This window comes from Corynebacterium ammoniagenes DSM 20306, assembly GCF_001941425.1.
Taxonomy (GTDB): Bacteria; Actinomycetota; Actinomycetes; order Mycobacteriales; family Mycobacteriaceae; genus Corynebacterium; species Corynebacterium ammoniagenes.
The window spans coordinates 2,711,042-2,729,068 of record NZ_CP009244.1; the positions used below are offsets into that span (position 1 = coordinate 2,711,042).

General features: G+C 55.3%; 14 protein-coding genes. 6 read left to right on the plus strand and 8 right to left on the minus strand.

The features are described from left to right. Positions 1-71: 71 nt before the first annotated feature. Positions 72-1,193 carry a muconate/chloromuconate family cycloisomerase gene (locus CAMM_RS12415; RefSeq protein ID WP_003846929.1) on the plus strand — a complete coding sequence of 374 codons (1,122 nt, stop codon included), beginning with the start codon at positions 72-74 and terminating at the stop codon, positions 1,191-1,193. A gap of 83 nt (positions 1,194-1,276) precedes the next feature. Continuing rightward, positions 1,277-1,573 carry a muconolactone Delta-isomerase gene (gene catC / locus CAMM_RS12420; protein WP_003846930.1) on the plus strand — a complete coding sequence of 99 codons (297 nt, stop codon included), beginning with the start codon at positions 1,277-1,279 and terminating at the stop codon, positions 1,571-1,573. 122 nt (positions 1,574-1,695) lie between these two features. Here the strand turns inward: catC and leuS are convergent, their stop codons facing one another. Continuing rightward, positions 1,696-4,539, minus strand: a complete 2,844-nt coding sequence (gene leuS, locus CAMM_RS12425; RefSeq protein WP_003846931.1) for a leucine--tRNA ligase — start codon at positions 4,537-4,539, stop codon at positions 1,696-1,698. Positions 4,540-4,992: 453 nt separating this feature from the next. On the opposite strand from leuS, the gene CAMM_RS12430 reads away from it, so the two are divergent. After that, positions 4,993-6,582, plus strand: coding sequence for an alkaline phosphatase (locus CAMM_RS12430; protein WP_232051071.1), 1,590 nt, complete (start codon positions 4,993-4,995; stop codon positions 6,580-6,582). Positions 6,583-6,660: 78 nt separating this feature from the next. Further along, positions 6,661-7,335 (plus strand): MOSC domain-containing protein, encoded by a 675-nt coding sequence (locus tag CAMM_RS12435; RefSeq protein ID WP_003846933.1) that lies wholly within the window; start codon positions 6,661-6,663, stop codon positions 7,333-7,335. 92 nt (positions 7,336-7,427) lie between these two features. Here CAMM_RS12435 and CAMM_RS12440 read toward each other — a convergent pair whose 3' ends face one another. After that, complete coding sequence (locus CAMM_RS12440) at positions 7,428-8,840, minus strand: aldehyde dehydrogenase family protein (RefSeq protein WP_003846934.1); 1,413 nt, start codon at positions 8,838-8,840, stop codon at positions 7,428-7,430. Positions 8,841-8,984: 144 nt separating this feature from the next. Here CAMM_RS12440 and CAMM_RS12445 point away from each other — a divergent pair, with 144 nt between their 5' ends. Then, on the plus strand, positions 8,985-9,920 hold the full coding sequence (locus CAMM_RS12445; protein ID WP_003846935.1) for an AraC-like ligand-binding domain-containing protein: 936 nt from the start codon (positions 8,985-8,987) through the stop codon (positions 9,918-9,920). 92 nt (positions 9,921-10,012) lie between these two features. On the opposite strand, the gene CAMM_RS12450 is transcribed toward CAMM_RS12445, so the two are convergent. From CAMM_RS12450 to CAMM_RS12475, 6 genes are all read right to left on the minus strand, one after another. Next, positions 10,013-10,795, minus strand: a complete 783-nt coding sequence (locus CAMM_RS12450; protein ID WP_003846936.1) for an HpcH/HpaI aldolase family protein — start codon at positions 10,793-10,795, stop codon at positions 10,013-10,015. After that, entirely contained in the window at positions 10,780-11,565 is a 786-nt protein-coding gene (gene hpaH, locus CAMM_RS12455; protein WP_003846937.1) for a 2-oxo-hept-4-ene-1,7-dioate hydratase, read from the minus strand. Before hpaH ends, CAMM_RS12450 begins: the two co-directional genes overlap by 16 nt. A gap of 80 nt (positions 11,566-11,645) precedes the next feature. Continuing rightward, positions 11,646-12,722, minus strand: a complete 1,077-nt coding sequence (gene hpaD / locus CAMM_RS12460; protein ID WP_003846940.1) for a 3,4-dihydroxyphenylacetate 2,3-dioxygenase — start codon at positions 12,720-12,722, stop codon at positions 11,646-11,648. Positions 12,723-12,773: 51 nt separating this feature from the next. Beyond that, complete coding sequence (gene hpaE, locus CAMM_RS12465; RefSeq protein WP_003846941.1) at positions 12,774-14,288, minus strand: 5-carboxymethyl-2-hydroxymuconate semialdehyde dehydrogenase; 1,515 nt, start codon at positions 14,286-14,288, stop codon at positions 12,774-12,776. A 35-nt stretch (positions 14,289-14,323) separates the two neighbouring features. Beyond that, positions 14,324-15,001: a GntR family transcriptional regulator gene (locus tag CAMM_RS12470; protein WP_003846943.1), complete on the minus strand. Its 678-nt coding sequence runs from the start codon at positions 14,999-15,001 to the stop codon at positions 14,324-14,326. Then, complete coding sequence (locus CAMM_RS12475) at positions 14,982-16,502, minus strand: fumarylacetoacetate hydrolase family protein (protein ID WP_040355205.1); 1,521 nt, start codon at positions 16,500-16,502, stop codon at positions 14,982-14,984. The genes CAMM_RS12470 and CAMM_RS12475 overlap by 20 nt, the downstream gene beginning before the upstream one ends. A gap of 126 nt (positions 16,503-16,628) precedes the next feature. Between CAMM_RS12475 and CAMM_RS12480 the strand changes: the two genes are divergently transcribed. Then, on the plus strand, positions 16,629-18,002 hold the full coding sequence (locus CAMM_RS12480; protein ID WP_003846946.1) for an MFS transporter: 1,374 nt from the start codon (positions 16,629-16,631) through the stop codon (positions 18,000-18,002). Positions 18,003-18,027: the final 25 nt, after the last annotated feature.

An 18,027-nucleotide genomic window follows, 5' to 3' on the forward strand; every position in this document is an offset into this window, starting at 1 on the left:
CCGCCGCTTTCACGCGCTTCGGGACGCTACTGTGGGGGCGAGGCTTTAGTCATGAAAGGACACATAATTACATGCCAGCACCCATTATTGAAGCTATCGAGACCCGAATATTAGATGTTCCACTAATCCGCCCGCACAAGTTCGCGACCTTTACCGCAAACGAGCAACCTATTTTATTAGTACAGGTCAAGCTGTCGGACGGCGCGACGGGATTCGGCGAAGGCGTCGTCCCGGGTGGCGCCTGGTGGGGCGGTGAGACGGTAGAGACCATGCAGGCTATCGTCGAAAAGTACCTGACACCAGCCACTATCGGACGCAAGGCTTCAGAAATTTCCGGCATCGTGCACGACTGGGAACGCCACGTTGCCAATATGCGCTTTGCCAAAGCGGCATTAGAGATTGCGCTTTTCGATGCCTATGCGCGCTCCTTAAACATCCCACTCGCTGACTTATTGGGCGGCAAGTTCCGCGATAGCCTGGATTGCACGTGGGCATTGGGGGTTTTGCCACTAGAGCAAGCAGTCGCTGAGGTCGAAGAACGCATTGCTTCGCATGGACATCAGTCCTTTAAGTTAAAGATGGGCTCTGGCGATCCAGCAACAGATGTCTCCCGCATTGCAGAGCTTGTCGATGCCCTCGAAGGCCGCGTCTCCTTCCGCATCGACATCAACGCCCGCTGGGACCGCCTAACTTCCCTACGCTTCCTGCCAGTCCTCGCCGAAGCCGGCGTGGAACTGTTTGAACAGCCAACCCCTGCCGATGACCTCGATACCCTGCGTGAGATTACCCAGCGCATTGGCGTTCCCGTCATGGCCGATGAGTCGGTCTGCTCCCCCGCTGACGCGCTCGCCGTGGTCAAAAAACAAGCTGCCGATGTTGTTGCCATTAAGACCACCAAGCTCGGCGGCCTCATCGAATCCAAAAAGACCGCCGCCATCGCGGAGACCGCCGGTCTCGCCTGCCACGGCGCCACCTCCTTGGAAGGCCCCTTCGGCACCGCCGCTTCCCTGCACTTCTGCGCCTCAACGCCTGCCGTTACCTACGGCACCGAGCTCTTCGGCCCCATGCTGCTGAAGGAAACCTACGTCGAAAACGACATCGAGTACCGCGACGGTAAAGTCTTCGTCCCCGAAGGCCCCGGCACCGGCGTCAACCCCGACTGGGACCAGATCGACAAGTTCACGCGAAAGTAGCTGAGCAAAGCTCGAGCTCTTTCGCGCCATAGAACGACTATTTCCGTAAGAAAGAAATAACCAACGAACTAATAAGGAGAACAATGCTGTTTTTAGCCCGTATGGACGTTAACTTCCCTGATTCACTCACCCCTGAACAAACCGCTGACTTCCAGGCCCGCGAGAAGGAATACTCCGGCAACCTGCAAGAAAAAGGCATCATGCGCGCAATCTGGCGCGTTGTCGGCGAGTACGCCAACTACTCCATCTTTGACGTTGATGACCACGATGAGCTCCACACCATCCTCAGCGGCTTCCCCATGTTCAAGTACATGGATGTGAAAATAACCCCGCTATCCAAGCACCCGAACGCGCTGAAGTACTACCTTCACGAAGGTTAAATTCTTGGAGCTAAAGCTCAGAATTTAACCTGAAGAAGTTAACGAAAAGCCCGAGTATCACTGCAGATAAATGCAGGATACTCGGGCTACTTTTAAGCCTTTAAAGCAGGGATCGCCCTGACTTATTTCACAACCAAATTGACCATACGGCCAGGAACGTAGATCTTCTTGACCACGTTCTTGCCATCGATAAGCGCGACGATCTTTTCATCGGCAAGCGCGGCGGCCAGCACCGTATCCTCGTCGGCGTCTGCTGGGACAGAGACGCGGGATTTGACCTTGCCCATGACCTGGATTGGAATCTCAATCTCATCGTCCTTGAGCCACTTCTCATCAAAGGTTGGGAAGTCAACGAAGGTGATGGTGCCGTCGTGACCGAGCTTGTTCCACAGCTCTTCTGCGATGTGCGGTGCAACGGGCGCAGTCATAATCAATGCTGGCTCAATCGCCGCACGTGGCACGCCCTTACCGTAGTGCTTAGTCAGGTAGTTGGTGTACTCAATCAACTTCGCCACAGCGGTATTCGCACGCAGATTGTCATAGTCATCGCGAATGCCGGCGATGGTGCGGTTAAGCTGCTTCAAATCTTCATCGTTAAGCTCTGCATCCGTTACCGTCAACTCACCGGTATTTTCATCGATGGCCAAACGCCACAAGCGCTGCAAGAAGCGCTGCGCGCCCACGACATCCTTGGTTGCCCACGGACGCGACGTATCCAATGGACCCATGGACATTTCATACACACGCAGGGTATCCGCACCGAATTCAGCACAGAAATCATCCGGGCCAATCGCGTTCTTTAATGACTTACCCATCTTGCCGTATTCCTGGTTAACCTGCTCACCGTTGTAGAAGAACTTGCCGTCCTTTTCTTCCACATTTTCGGCAGGCACGTACACGCCGCGGGAATCGGTGTACGCATAGGCCTGGATGTAACCCTGGTTGTACAAACGGCGGTATGGCTCCTTGGAGGAGACATGGCCCAAGTCATAGAGCACCTTGTGCCAGAAACGCGCGTAGAGCAAGTGCAACACGGCATGCTCCACACCACCGACGTACAAGTCCACGCCACCTGGATCATTCGGGCCGTGCACCTCTGGGCGCGGGCCAGTCCAGTAGCGCTCATTTTCAATATCTACGACTGCCTCATCATTGACCGGGTCAATGTAGCGCAGCTGGTAGAACGACGATCCTGCCCACTGCGGCATGACATTGGCATCCCGGTAGTAGGTCTTTGTCCCGTCACCCAGATCCAGCTCAACCTTGATCCACTCCTCGGCCTTTGCCAAAGGTGGCTGTGGCTCAGAATCAGCATCTTCCGGATCAAAGGACACCGGCTGGTAGTCCTCGACCTCAGGCAGTTCAATCGGCAGCATGGACTCCGGCAGGGCGTGTGCCTGGCCGTCTTCGTCATAGACGATCGGGAAAGGCTCACCCCAGTAGCGTTGGCGGGCAAAGAGCCAATCGCGCAGCTTGTACTGGATTTTCTCCACGCCCAAGCCCTTGTCTTCCAACCACTCAATGGTTCGGACAATTGCGTCTTGTTTGCTCAGGCCATTGATATCAAGTCCGTCATCATTAGCGGAGTTAACCACCGTGCCCTCGCCGGTATATGCCTCTTGGGTGATGTCACCGCCGGCGACAACCTCCGTAATGGGCAGCTCAAACTCGGTGGCGAACTCATAGTCACGGGTATCGTGCGCCGGAACGGCCATAATCGCGCCGGTACCGTAGCCCATCAGCACGTAGTCACCAATGAAGATAGGAATCTGCTTGCCATTGACCGGGTTGGTGGCATAAGCACCGATGAAGACACCGGTCTTTTCCTTATTCTCTTGGCGCTCCAGCTCCGTCTTCGACGCAATATCTTTCAGGTAAGAAGCAATCGCCTCTTGTGGATTGGTCTTGCCATAGGTCCACTTGGTGTTGATATCCGCGCCGTAGTCTTCAGTGCTGGCCAATTCCTTGACCAGCTCATGCTCCGGTGCCAGCACCATGTATTCCGCACCAAAAAGTGTATCTGGACGAGTGGTAAATACCTTGATGTCATGGCCTTGAGTATCAAAAGTAACCTCTGCACCGCGGGAGCGGCCAATCCAGTTGCGCTGCATGGACTTGACCTTCTCGGTCCAATCCAGCAGCTCCAAGTCATCTAATAAACGATCTGCGTAGGCGGTAATGCGCATCATCCACTGGCTGAGGTTTTTGCGAAAGACCGGGAAATTACCGCGATCCGAACGACCATCAGCGGTTACTTCCTCATTCGCCAACACGGTACCCAAACCTGGGCACCAGTTCACGGTGGAATTAGATAGGTACACCAGACGGAACTCATCAACTGCCTTGGCCTGCTCAGCCTTGCTCAGCTGGTTATAATCCGCCCCATCCTGGGTGGTGCGCGTTCCGGCCTCTAATTCCTCGATGAGCTCGGAGATTGGACGCGCCTTATCCTGCTTTTCATCAAACCAGGCATTGTAAATCTGCAGGAAGATCCACTGGGTCCACTTATAAAATTCTGGATCCGTCGTGGCCACCGAACGACGCTGATCATGGCCCAACCCCAACATGCCCAGCTGACGACGCATATTTTCAATATTGGACATCGTCGTCGTGCGTGGGTGCGTGCCAGTTTGGATGGCGTACTGCTCCGCCGGCAGGCCAAAGGCGTCATAACCTAAAGTGTGCAAAACGTTTTTGCCCAGCATGCGGTTATAGCGCGCAAAGACGTCCGTGGCGATATAGCCCAGTGGGTGCCCTACGTGAAGACCCGCACCGGAGGGATAAGGGAACATGTCTTGGACAAAGAGCTTGTCCTTAGGCAGTGGCTTATCGGATGCTAATTTCCCCACTGGGTTGGCGGCATTAAAGGTGCCATTATCAATCCAGTACTTTTGCCAACGCTGCTCAATCTTATTCGCCAGCTCAGGGGTATAGCGGTGCGTAGTGCTTTCACTAGGGTTCGTCATAGCATCATAGTCTAGTAGGTCATCCCACCTGCAGCGTAAGTTGGTTAGCTTCGAACCAACAGATGGCTACTTTACTTCGCCCGCGGTCTCCATCGTGAGACTTTCGCCCATCCGAGCTTCCCATCATTTCTGCCCCGATCCGAATAAGTGATCAAGTCAACACTACCCCGCGCTAATTCTTTACAACCTCTCCGCTTACACGCTGCGATTGCTTCAAATGCGCAGGCTAGCTCGGGTTTAATGGTGTGAAAATATGGATTACCAACACCGGTAAATGTTTTATTTCTTTACAAAATTAACCTTGATTCTCTGTGTTTGCTGGCAATTCACTTAATCTTACCTGTCCAGTTACTTACGGTCTCTAAGGTTCGATGTGTTCGCCCGCGTGCCCGTGCCGACGCGCACGCTCAGGGCGGTTCTTTCGTTCATTCTTAGTGTTTCAAGGAAAACTACGTGCCTATTTTCTCTCGCGTTCTACGCACCGGAACTGCTATCGCTGCTGGTCTGGCTATTTCTACTACCGTTGTGGCCCCTGCATCTGCGCAGGAGTCCGCTGGCCCGAAAAACATCATCTACATGATCGGTGATGGCATGGGCTACAACCACATCGCCTATAACAACTTGTTTGAATCCGGTCAATCCAAGTACCTGGTCGACGGTGAGTTTGGCTCCGACGACATTAAGGAAAGCGAAGGCAACTCTGTCCAGTCCTACGAGGATTTCAACCGTTTATCCATGACCTCCTTCCCCATGGGTGGCAGCTACGACGCGAAGCAGGCCTGGGCGGATCATGACTACGTCAGCCAAGGGCTAGTGACCGACTCCGCTGCGGCAGGTACCGCAATGGCAACTGGCTCCAAGGTCGAAAATGGTGTTTTGGGCATGTCTAACTATGGCCATGCCATGGAAAATATCTCTGAGGTTGCCAAGAAGCAGGGCAAGGCGGCAGGTGTTGTCTCCTCTGTTCCGTTCTCCCACGCCACCCCGGCGGCCTTCGCGGCGCACAATAAAAACCGTAATGCCTATGGCGAAATCGCTAAAGAGATGTTCGAGTCCGACTTGGACGTCATCATGGGCGCAGGGCACCCGCTTTACGATGACAACAACACGCTCTTAGACACCCCGTCCTATGGCTACATCGACAAGCCTGAGTTTGATGCTTTGGCTTCTGGTGAATCCGACTGGGAGTTTATGGAAAACACCGAGCAATTCGAAGCATTGGCTAATGGTGATGTCACTGAAGGCGAGAAGTACTTCGGCATCCCTCAGGTTGCCTCTACCCTGCAGCAGGCACGTGCGGGCGATGAAAACTCCACACCGTCTAGCGACCCGCAAAATGACGTGGTGGATCTACCAACTATGACCACGGGTGCGTTAAACGTCTTGGGCCAAGATGAAGATGGCTTCTCCGTCATGATTGAAGGTGGCGCTATTGACTGGACTGGTCACGCCAACCAGTCCGCGCGCGAGATTGAAGAAATGCAGGACTTCAACGCATCTGTTGATGCTGCTATTGAATGGGTGGAGACCAACTCCAACTGGGATGAAACCTTGTTGATTGTCACTGCGGACCACGAAACCGGCTATCTGTCTGGCGTCAATGAGCCAGATGAGAGCAAGTGGAATGCAATGGAAGGCAATGCCTCTAGCCTGCCTTCTCACCAGTGGTACTCAGGCGGCCACACCAACCAGGTAGTCCCCTTCTTCTTCAAGGGTGCTGGTGCAGCCGATATCCAGGCGCAGGCAACTAATATCGACCCCGTGCGCGGCAGCTACATCGATAACACCGACGTTGCCAACTTGGTCAAGGAAACCTGGTGGACCGGCACCAGCAACGATGATGACAATAAGGAACCAGATGCTCCTGCCGGTTCGAGTGGCTCATCGAACCTCTCCTCCAGCAACTCCGGCCTCGTCTCTGGCCTAGCAGGCGCTGGCATTGTTGCCACCATCATCGGCGCTATCGCAGCGTTGGCACAGTCGCTGGGCGTAGTCTCCGTGGACACCTCTGCTATTGACCGCCTGATTCGTCAATTCATGTAGCTACCTTTGCCTAGCCGATGTCTAGGCGCAGGAAATTAAACCACCGTGTTCTTAAGGGCACGGTGGTTTAATGGTTGCATGAGCTCTCCCCTTGTTCTTTCCACAAATATTGCTGTCGTCCGTGAAAACGCTGCTGGTACCTATAGCCACACCGGGATTGACAAGGTTACTGTGGAGTCCATCTCCGTGTCAGCACCTGGCCCGAAATACGGTGATGGCTCCGGTGTAGCCGGTGATTTCATTGGCGATGACAAACACCATGGCGGTGCAGATAAGGCGGTGTACGCCTTTTCTCGGGAAGAACTTGATTTCTGGGCCCAAGAATTAGGCCGGCCTCTCCCCGATGGTTCTTTTGGTGAAAACCTCACCACGCAGGGCATTGATCTTGCTCAACTGATTATCAACCAGCGAGTGCGCATTGGCACCACGGTTCTGGAAGTATCCGTACCGCGCTCCCCATGCGCAACCTTTGCCGCCTGGTTGGATGAGAAAGGCTGGGTGAAAACGTTTACTCATCGCGGCGATTGCGGAGCGTATTTCCGCGTGATTACACCGGGCGATATTTCTCCCGGCGATAAGCTAATTCCCGAAGAAGCTCCTGCACATGGCGTGACGATGGCCGAGGCTTTTGCCGTAAAAATGGGCGGTAAAGACAAGTTGGCCAAAGTCGTCAACGCGCACTGCCTGCCCGGACACCACCATGAGCAACTAGCCAACCGGCTAGAACGCGAAAAGGCCAAGGCATCGCGATAGCCCGGCTAACACAAAGCACGTAGCCAGGATATCAATAATCCCCCGATGGTGACGTACGCACTATCGGGGAATTTAGCTCTTGAGCAGGGGTTTTAGCCGTTCACAACGTGCGGGTAGGCCACGCCCTTGAGGCCTTCGATGCCGAATTCGAGACCGTAGCCAGAATTCTTCATACCACCGAATGGAATTCGCGGGTCAACGGTTCCGTGGGCATTAATCCAGGTCGTACCGGCTTCAAGTTCAGCAGCAACCTCGAGTGCACGCTCACGGTCAGCAGACCACACGGAAGAACCAAGGCCCACATCCAAAGCATTGGCCATTTCAATAGCTTCATCCAGCGTGGAGTACTTGATAATCGGCAGCGCTGGGCCAAATTGCTCTTCTGCAACCAAAGGGTTGTCGTTATCAATGTCGGAGACCAAGGTAGTCGGGTAGAAGTAGCCGGGCTGATCATAGTCCGGATCGCCACCGGTGAGAATGCGGGCACCGCCGTCTTTTGCTTCCTTGACCAGGCGATCGACGATATCGAACTGCTGCCTATTTTGCAGTGGGCCCAGGACGTTTTCTTCTTCGAGACCAACACCCATGGGCATATTCTTGGACACCTCGACCAGAGCCTCCACGACATCGTCGTAAATAGACTCTGGAACGTACAGGCGCTTCATGGCTGCACAGGTTTGACCGGTGTTGATAAACGCGCCCCAGAATAGGCCTTCGGCGATTTCCTTCGGGTTGACATCGTCAAGCACGATACCGGCATCATTGCCGCCGAGCTCCAGCGTCACACGCGCCAGGGAAGCAGCGGTGGATTCTAGAATCCGGCGTCCGGTTTCCGTCGAGCCGGTGAACATGATCTTATCGATACCAGCATTAGCAGAAAGCGCACCGCCGACATCGCCACCGCCGGTGACAACATTGAGCACGTCTTCTGGCAGAACGGTGTTAATGACCTTGACCAGGGCAAGAACGGATAGTGGGGTGTACTCGGATGGCTTGAGCACCACGGTGTTACCCATGCGCAGGGCTGCGGCGAACTGCCAGACAGAAATCATCATTGGCCAGTTCCACGGGCCAATCGCGCCGACCACGCCGAGCGGACGGTAGTAGATCTTTGCGGTGGTCTCACCATCTTCAACAACGGTGTGGTCAGGGGAGTCAAAGCTTGCTGTCACGCGCAGCCAGGACGAACATGCGCCAACCTCAAAGCGTGCGTTGGGTCCGTTGAGTGGCTTGCCCTGCTCACGTGAGAGCAGTTCTGCCAGTGGTTCTGCCGCGGCATCGACCGCATCTGCAGCAGCTACAAGCAGTTCATTGCGCTTTTCTTCGCCGAGCTTTGCCCATGCCTTCTGGGCATCACGTGCACGCTGCACAGCGGCATCCATATCTTCTGGAGTACCAGATGGGGCAATACCCACGACCTCACCGGTCGCGGGGTTTTTCACCTCATCGCCGGATTCTGCGACGATGGAAGAAAGTAGGGAATCATAGGTATCGAACTGGGTCACGACAAGCTCCTTTGAAGTAGGTAACCGTGGAAAATACGCCTACATCTAGGATATAGATCACGCAGATAATTTATTGTGTTTGCGCGCACGTTAGTTGTTGCTGAATGTGGACCCTGCAGTCTAATTGAGCGATATAGTTGTCTTATGCCGCAACTACCTGCTTCGATCCTGGACCTGACACGGTGGAGGAGTGCCTCAAACGAGGCCTTTGGGAAGCTTGATATCGAGGCAGAAACCCCAGCAGAGTTTCAGGTCGAGCTCAAAACCGCCACTGCCGGGGATGTGTCGCTATTTGATATGCGCACCAAGCCCCACACAGTTACTCGGCGCGCGGAAGATATCCCCGACGGTGATATCCCGTATTGCAAGCTGAGTTTGCAGATGCACGGCAGCTCAACCATGCGCCAAGACGGGCGTGAATGCACGCTGGAACCAGGGGACTTAGCCTTATATGTCACCCAGCGGCCCTATCAATTGGAGTATGGCCATGACCAGCACTCGCTCGTGGTGTTATTTCCGCAAAGCTACCTGCATTTAACTCCGGCCCAGCTCGGTGCGATTACCGCTCGCACGGTGTCGCGCGAGCACGGCCTGGGGCGCGTGATGGTGCCGCTATTTGAGCAGTTGGCGGAAAATATTGAAGTCTTAGAAGGTCCGCACGCAGTAGCACTGCTGCAGTCAGCGCTGAATATGCTGGTCACTGTCTTTGCCTCGGAGCTGGACGCACAGCCCGGAATGGATGCGGACAACCTGTTATTTCACCAAGCCCAGCAGTACATCCAACACAACCTTCATGATCCGGAACTTGGTCCGCAATCTATTGCCAACGCGTTGTTTATCAGCGTTCGGCAACTGCACTCACGGTTTTCGGCGCAAAAGACCACGGTGGGTGCCTACATCCGCGCGCAGCGCCTAGAGCGCATCCGCGCAGATCTTGCCAACCCGGTGATGAAAGCCGACTCGATTTCGACAATTTCCGCGCGCTATGGCTTACATGACGCCTCGCAAGTATCTCGAGCGTTTAAGGCGGAATTTCGTGAGTCACCCAGTGCATTTCGCGCGCGAGTCCTGGGGCAATAGGCGTATCTGGGCAAAAGGAAATCCGCGCACAGCTGAGAGCAAATGCGCGGATGGCGGCCCTCCAGCCCGAAGGCTAGGGGAGTCTACTGCGATTACTTAGAGCAGAACTTCTCGGCGAGGGCACGTGATTGGTTCGCCAATAGTGATACATCAGCGGCGATGAGTGCGAAGTCGACACCGGCATCGAGGTAGGCCTGGGCTTGTTCTAAGTTGAAGGCGTTGACGCCAACAAATTTATTAGCGTCCTTGGCCTTCTTGATGGTCGAATTAACAGCGTCGAGAACATCAGGGTGCTGCTGCTGACCGATAAGTCCCATCGAGGCTGCCAGGTCAGACGGGCCGATAAAGACCGCGTCGACGCCATCCACGGCGAGGATCTCATCTGCATTAGCGACTGCTGCGGCGGATTCAATCTGGACGGTCAGGCTGACGGTCTCACTCGCGGTGGTGAGGTAGTTCGGCACGGCATTCCAGCGAGAAGAACGCGCTAGGGCAGAGCCCACACCGCGCACGCCGCGAGGAGGGTAGTGCATTGCCGCAACGGCTGCTTCAGCTTCCTGGGCGGTATCCACCATCGGGATCATCAAATTTTGAGCTCCCAAGTCCAGGTACTGCTTAATCAGCACGGTGTCATTGACCGGTAAACGCACCACTGGGGTGGCGTCATAGGCGCTGACCGCACGCAGCAGACCCGTGATGGTCTCCAGCGAGTAAGGGGAGTGCTCACCATCGATAAGCGTCCAATCAAAACCCGCGGAGGCAACGATTTCTGCTGCGACTTCGGAACCGGATGAGATCCACATGCCCACTTGGGCACGAGAGGCATCGGCAAGCTGTGCGCTAAAGGTCTGGGGAAGATTTACTGGAAACGACATGTGATTGCTCCTAGGTCACCATAATCGGCATGGACGGTATCGCCGGGGTAGACCCACATTGGCTTGGTAAAGGAACCAGCCAAAATGATCTCTCCAGCCTTGAGGGTTTCGCCGTGGGCGTGCAGTTTATTCGCCAACCAGGCCACGCCCATGGCTGGGTGGTTGAGTACCGCTGCAGCAACGCCGGTGTCTTCGATGGATTCATTGCGGTAGAGCAGTGCTGAGACCCAGCGCAGATCCACGGCATCTGGTGCCACGGGGTTGCCGCCATAGACCATCGCGCCCAGCGCAGCGTTATCAGAGATGGTGTCCACGATGGTGCGGCCTTCCATCTCAATGCGCGAGGACAAGATTTCTAGCGCGGGAACAACGTATTCGGTCGCGCGCAGCACATCGAAGATATTGACGTTGGGACCGCTCAGGTCTTCTTTGAGCACGAAGGCAAGCTCGACTTCAATGCGCACGTTGGAAAACTGTTCGTGCTCAATAATCGATCCGTTTTCAAAGATTTGGTCTTCAAAAATCGCACCGTAGTCAGGTTCGGTAATGCCGGTGGCTTCCTGCATCACCTTCGAGGTCAGACCAATCTTGCGGCCCACGAGCCTACCGCCCGCCTCAATTTTGCGCTGGACCCATTGGCCCTGGACCGCGTAGGAATCTTCCACGGTCATATCCGGGTAGGTCGCGGTCAGCCGCGGAATCATGGTGCGGTTATTCTCGGCGTCATGCAGCTGTTCTGCGATATCTTCTAACTGCTTGTCAGAAAGCATAATCAGGTTTCTCCTGGTAGGTAGAAAGGGGACAAGCCCAAGCGAGATACCCGCCTGGGCTTTTCGATGTCGCTGCGGGCTTAAAGCTGGTGACCCAACTTGTACTCGCCCTGCTTCCACTCGGGCAGTTCTTCTTCGTCTTCTGGTCGAGTGTAGGAGAAACCATCGGCGCCGATGGTCTTTTCCATTTCGGATGCATCCGAGCGCTCTACTAATGGCTGGATATTGCCATCGAGGTCCAGAACGCGGGAGCCGTCGGTGTACCAGGAAGGTACAACTGGGGTTCCCCACCAGTCACGACGCTGGTTGTCGTGAACGTCCCAGTGCACGGCTGGGTTGTCTGGGTCGCCGGTGTAGTAGTCCTGGGTGTAGACCTCCACGCGGTGTCCGTCTGGATCGCGCAGGTAGAGGTAGTAAGCGTTGGATACGCCGTGGCGGCCTGGGCCGCGCTCGATGGCATCCGACTTGCGCAGTGCACCGAGCTTGTCGCAGATAGCGATGATGTTGTGCTTTTCGTGCGTTGCGAAAGCGATGTGGTGCATACGTGGACCATTGCCACCGGTCATTGCGGTGTCATGCACGGTTGGCTTGCGGCGCATCCACGCAGCGTAGACGGTTCCTTCGGAATCCCGGATGTCTTCGGTAACGCGGAAGCCCAGGTCTTCCATGTAGTCGACGGCCTTTGGCACATCAGGAGTGATCTGGTTGAAGTGGTCCAAGCGCACCAGGGCACCTGGGATGTGGGCATCGTACGCCCATGCGAGGCGCTCACGGTGCTCAACGTCGTAGAAGAACTCGTATGGGAAGCCCATGGGATCGACCACGCGCACGGAGTCACCAATGCCGCGGGTGAAGCCTTCTGGGTTACGGCGAACTTCGCAGCCACGTGCTTCGTAGAAAGCAACAGCCTTGTCCAGATCCTCAGGGGAGCGAACGCGGTAAGAAAATGCTGCTACCGCTGGGGTCTCACCCTTGCGCAGGACTAGGTTGTGGTGGATGAACTCTTCGTAGGTACGAAGGTAGAGCGCTTCCTCATCTTCGTGGGTGACGACGAGGCCGAGGGTATCAACGTAGAACTCGCGAGACTTGGCAAGGTCAGTGACGATGATTTCCATGTATGCACAGCGCAGAATATCTGGGGCCTGTACTTCAGTCATGATGACTCCTTGGGATTAAAAAAGGGGAGAGGTGAAAGGAGAAGGGTTAAATTAGTCAGTCTGCTTGCCGAAGACTGGGTTATGTACTTCGCCGAGGTTGATGTGAACAGCCTGCTGGTCGGTGTAGAAGTCAATGGAGCGGTAGCCACCCTCATGGCCAAGACCGGATGCCTTCACGCCACCGAATGGGGTACGCAGGTCACGTACGTTATTGGAGTTCAACCAGACCATGCCCGCTTCCACGTTTTGTGCGAAGTTGTGGGAACGCTTCAGATCCGAAGTCCAGATGTACGCAGCCAGGCCGTACTTGGTGTTATTAGCCAGCTCCAGCGCTTCTTCATCGGTGTCGAATGGGGTAATTGCTACGACAGGGCCGAAGATTTCTTCCTGGAAGATGCGTGCTTCTGGGTCCACGTCAACGAAGACAGTGGGCTGGACGAAGTTGCCCTCTGGGAACTCTTCCGGACGCTCGCCGCCAGCAACCAGCTTGGCTTCTTGCTTACCAATCTCGATGTAGGAGGTGACCTTTTCGTAGTGCTCTGGGTGAACCAGTGCGCCGACCTCGGTCTTCGGATCGGAAGGCAGACCAACCTTGACGCGCTTTGCCTGCGCTGCGTAGCGCTCGACGAACTCGTCGTAGATGCCGCGCTGAACCAGGATGCGTGCGCCAGCGGTGCAACGCTCACCGTTAAGGGAGAAGACACCGAAGATGGTGGCATCGATAGCTGCTTCTAGGTCAGCGTCATCGAAGACAACCGCTGGGGACTTGCCGCCCAATTCCATGGACAGGCCCTTGAGGTAAGGAGCTGCGTTGCCGAAAATGATCTGGCCGGTGCGGGATTCACCGGTAAAGGAAATCAGTGGGACCTCTGGGTGCTTAACCAGGGAGTCACCAGCGTAGCCTTCTTCACCGTAGCCATTGACCAGGTTGAATACGCCCTTTGGCAGGCCTGCTTCTTCGAAGATGCCAGCCCACAGCTGTGCCGACAGTGGGGTAAATTCTGCTGGCTTCAGCACGACCGAGTTACCGGTAGCAATAGCTGGCGCCAGCTTCCAGGACTCAAGCATGAATGGGGTATTCCATGGCGTAATCAGACCAGCAACACCGATTGGCTTGCGGTTGACGTAGTTGATCTGGCGGCCAGGAACCTTATAAGCATCATCCGCCTGAGCGACGATCAGGTCAGAGAAGAAGCGGAAGTTTTCTGCCGCGCGACGTGCCTGACCAGTGGCCTGGGTAATAGGCAGGCCGGAGTCGAAAGACTCCCAGGATGCCAAGACATCGGCGCGGGATTCGACAACATCAGCAATTTTGTCCAGAACGCGGGCGCGCTCGCGAGGCAGCATGGATGACCATGGGCCGTTTTTGAATGCATCGTTTGCAGCGGCTACGGCCTTGTCAATATCTTCTGGCTTGCCGGATGCAGCCTTGATGTAGGGCTTGTTGGTGACAGGGTCGATGACCTCGAACTCATCACCATCGATGGAAGGAACGAATTCGCCGTTGATGTAGTGAAGAATCTTCTCTGGCAGATCCTGTGGCTTTGCAGCATCGTTATTAGTCATATTGAGCTCCTTTTTCTAGTGTGACGTGGAAACTGTCAGTTTTCTTGGGGGTTTTCGGAATTCAAACGCTGGCGGTAGGTAATCGAAGTTTTCAATCGGTGGTCACGGGCTTGCGACTCGATGTAGAAGGCATCAGCTTGCGCTTCGATGAGTGCTACCAATCTTTCGTGTTCTTCCACTGACTGCTGGGCGCGGTGTGGCACATAGCGAAAAGTGGAAACGCGGAAGTATTCAAGGTTGTCCCATTCATCGAAAAGCAATTGCACCAACCTGGAATTCGTGCACTTGCTAAACAACACCTGGTGAAAAGCTTTATTTAATTGTGTGAACTCGACCGGGTCGAAATCCTGGAGAAGGTCCCGCATCTTTTGGTTAATCGAGCGAGCCTTGGCTAAATCCGAAGATTTCAGCTGCGGGGCAGACAGGGCAGTGGCTCTACCTTCTAATACCGCGATGGTCTCCATCGTTTCGAAGTACACATCTTGGTTGTAAGTAGAAACCCGCGCGCCTACGTTGCGTTCATAGGTGACCAAGCCCTCGGCCTCGAGCTGCCGGATGGCCTCGCGCACCGGGACGACACTGACTTCGAGTGCCTCGGCGATGGTGGAAAGAACCAACCGGTAACCAGGCTCATATTCGCGGGTGCGGATCTTTTCCCGAATCCACGCATAAGCCTGTTCCGCCTTGGAGCGACTAGCCGTTTGTGTTGGCATTCGACTTCGCAACATTCTCAGCTGGGTTCGGCACCGGGTTGGACTCGAGGTACGCCTGGTAGGCCTCCTTGTTCTTGCCCGTTGGTGGGAAAAGCCCATCCAGGCTTTCGCCCTCGGCCACGCGAGCTGCTACCCACTCATCCTCGTGTTCCTTCTTCAAGGCTGCATCCACAACCTCTTCTGCGATATCCCGTGGGATAACAAGAACACCATCATCATCGCCAACGATGATGTCACCAGGCTGTACGGCAACTCCACCGCAGGCAATGGTGATATCGGAATCCCATGGCACGTGCTTGCGGCCGAGAACCGAAGGGTGTGGGCCTTGGCTAAAGACTGGCAGGCCAATGCGCTTTACTTCTTCATAATCGCGCACCGCACCGTCGGTGACCACGCCCGCTGCCTTATTGGCCTGGGCACGCAGCGCCAAGATATCGCCCAAGGTGCCAGCTTCGCGTGCGCTGCGGGCTTCGATGACGATAACTTCATCTTCGCGTACGGAGTCAAAGACTGCCTTTTGCTCATTGAGTCCACCGCCGTGTGCCTTAAATAGGTCTGGGCGGAAAGGAATAAAGCGCAAGGTGCGTGCCACACCGACTAGCTTGGTGTCAGTGGTTTGTGGGAAGACACCTTCGATGAAGCAATCCACGTTGCCACGGTTGCGCAACTGCGCGGATAGACCTGCGGTTGGTGCCGCCTGCAGCTTCGCTTTCAGCTCTGCGGGCAAGCTCTGCTTATCTTCGACCGGTGGTAGTCCTGCGGACTCACGGTCACCGAAAGCGTCTTCACGCTGCTTGTCATCGACATTCGGCAACATGCCCACTGCTGGGTCAAAGGAGGCCTCCACCTCAGTGACCGTGGTCTTCAACCGACCTGAGCTCACGCCACCAGGAACGTCAACTTCAACCTCCACGACATCACCGGGAACAATCACGGTGGAACCAGCTGGAGTACCGGTCAAGATAATATCGCCAGTTTCCAAGGTCATGTGTTGTGAAAGGTCCGCGACAAACTGTGCGAGCGGGAAGATGAGGTCGTCATCAGACGTGCCATCTTCCTGCACAATTTCACCGTTAACCCAGGTGCGCAAACGCAAGCCCTTGGGGTCAATGCTTTGTGCATCGATAAGCTCTGGGCCAATTGGGGTGTAACCATCGCGCGACTTGGAACGGGTATTAGAACCCTTATCCTGCGCACGGTAGTCATATAAGCCAATGTCATTGGATGCAGTTACATAAGCAACGTGCTCCCATGCTTCATCGAGAGAGACATTGCGTGCCGGCTTGCCGATGACCAATGCGACTTCACCTTCAAACGCCAGCAGCTCAGTGCCCGCTGGACGTTCTACAACGCCGCCAGATTCTGCGAGAGTACTGGTCGCTTTGATGAAGTAGCTCGGATACTTAGGCCGGCGTCCACGTTGTGCCGCCCGGGACTCAAAAGCCACATGGACGGCAATCATTTTGCCCGGATTATCCGGGAGGAACGAAGGAACAGCCACGAAGAATTCCTTTCTGCTCATTGCTATTTGACTCAAATCGTATATCATTTGAGAACATTGGGCAAGTGGGTCACCTCACAAATGTCTAGATAGTACAAGCAGCACCACAACTCGAAAGGGGTTTTAATGACCTCGACAGCAACAGGTACCGGCCCCACCGGCATCTCCGGCCGTGAACGCCGAAGAGTCCTTGCGGCTACCACCATCGGCACAGCCATTGAGTGGTACGACTATTTCCTCTATGCCGCGGTCGCCGGCATGGTCTTCAACCAAGTGATGTTTGGCCCGCTGGAAGGCGGCATGGCCAGCATTATTGCCTTCCTCACGGTTGGCATTTCCTTCCTTTTCCGCCCGCTTGGCGCGTTCCTCGCTGGCCACTTAGGTGACCGACTCGGACGCCGCTTTGTTCTCATGGTGACCTTGTTTGCCATGGGCGGCGCAACCACTTTGATCGGTGTGCTGCCAACTTATGAAACGCTCGGCTATTGGGCTCCGCTACTGCTGATTTTGCTGCGCGTTGTCCAGGGCATTTCGGCCGGCGGCGAGTGGGGCTCTGCAGTCCTGCTCGCGGTCGAGCACGCGCCGAATGAAAAGCGCGGCATGTTCGGTGCTGGCCCCCAAATTGGTGTACCACTTGGACTGCTTTTATCTTCTGGCGTTTTGTCCGTCATGGACTTGATTGCTCCTGGCGACGCTTTCATGCAGTGGGGCTGGCGCGTGCCATTCCTGCTGTCCATCGCTTTGGTCGCAGTCGGTTACTTCGTGCGCATGGGCGTCGATGAATCCCCAGTCTTCGAAGAGATGGCCGAGCGCAAGGAAGTCGAAACCGAAAACCCTGCGAAGGTACTGTTTAAGCGCTTCACCCCGCTGGTTATCGTCGCGGCATTAGTCTTCGCTGGCAACGGCACCGTGGGATACATGACCACCGGTGGCTACATCCAGTCTTATGCCTCCAACCCGGATGGCCCCGTGGGACTAGATCGCGGTGACGTGCTCAACGCCGTGACTGTCTCCGCTGTCACCTGGATGCTATTTACGCTGTTCGCCGGCTATATCTCTGACAAGATTGGCCGCCGCACCACCTATCTCATCGGCTTTGTTCTCCAGGCCATTGCTGCAGCTGCCCTATTCCCACTGGTCAACACCGGCAACCTGGGCTTGCTCTACTTTGCACTGGTCGCGCTCACCGTTGGCTTGGGCCTTACCTACGGCCAGCAGTCCGCGATGTACGCCGAGCTATTCCCGGCTTCCATTCGCGCCAGTGGCGTTTCTATTACCTACGCGCTGGGCTCCATCCTGGGCGGTGCTTTCGCTCCGATGATCGCCGCCGCACTCGTGGAATCCACGGGAACCACCACGGCCGTGTCCATCTACTTAGTCTCCGCCTGCATCATCGGCTTTATCTGTGCATTCCTCCTGCGTGAGCGTAAGGGAATTCCACTGTCTACCGACCACGAAGAGGAGCAGGCAACCAACCACTTCATCTTCAGCAAGAGCTAATAACCTGCTCTGATTAACCTTCAGC

Coding starts and splice junctions, on each gene's coding strand:
- CAMM_RS12415 (WP_003846929.1), top strand. CDS start 72: ATGCCAGCACCCATTATTGAAGCTATCGAGACCCGAATATTAGATGTT.
- hpaE (WP_003846941.1), bottom strand. CDS start 14,288: ATGACTAATAACGATGCTGCAAAGCCACAGGATCTGCCAGAGAAGATT.
- catC (WP_003846930.1), top strand. CDS start 1,277: ATGCTGTTTTTAGCCCGTATGGACGTTAACTTCCCTGATTCACTCACC.
- CAMM_RS12450 (WP_003846936.1), bottom strand. CDS start 10,795: ATGTCGTTTCCAGTAAATCTTCCCCAGACCTTTAGCGCACAGCTTGCC.
- CAMM_RS12470 (WP_003846943.1), bottom strand. CDS start 15,001: ATGCCAACACAAACGGCTAGTCGCTCCAAGGCGGAACAGGCTTATGCG.
- CAMM_RS12480 (WP_003846946.1), top strand. CDS start 16,629: ATGACCTCGACAGCAACAGGTACCGGCCCCACCGGCATCTCCGGCCGT.
- CAMM_RS12435 (WP_003846933.1), top strand. CDS start 6,661: ATGAGCTCTCCCCTTGTTCTTTCCACAAATATTGCTGTCGTCCGTGAA.
- CAMM_RS12445 (WP_003846935.1), top strand. CDS start 8,985: ATGCCGCAACTACCTGCTTCGATCCTGGACCTGACACGGTGGAGGAGT.
- hpaD (WP_003846940.1), bottom strand. CDS start 12,722: ATGACTGAAGTACAGGCCCCAGATATTCTGCGCTGTGCATACATGGAA.
- leuS (WP_003846931.1), bottom strand. CDS start 4,539: ATGACGAACCCTAGTGAAAGCACTACGCACCGCTATACCCCTGAGCTG.
- hpaH (WP_003846937.1), bottom strand. CDS start 11,565: ATGCTTTCTGACAAGCAGTTAGAAGATATCGCAGAACAGCTGCATGAC.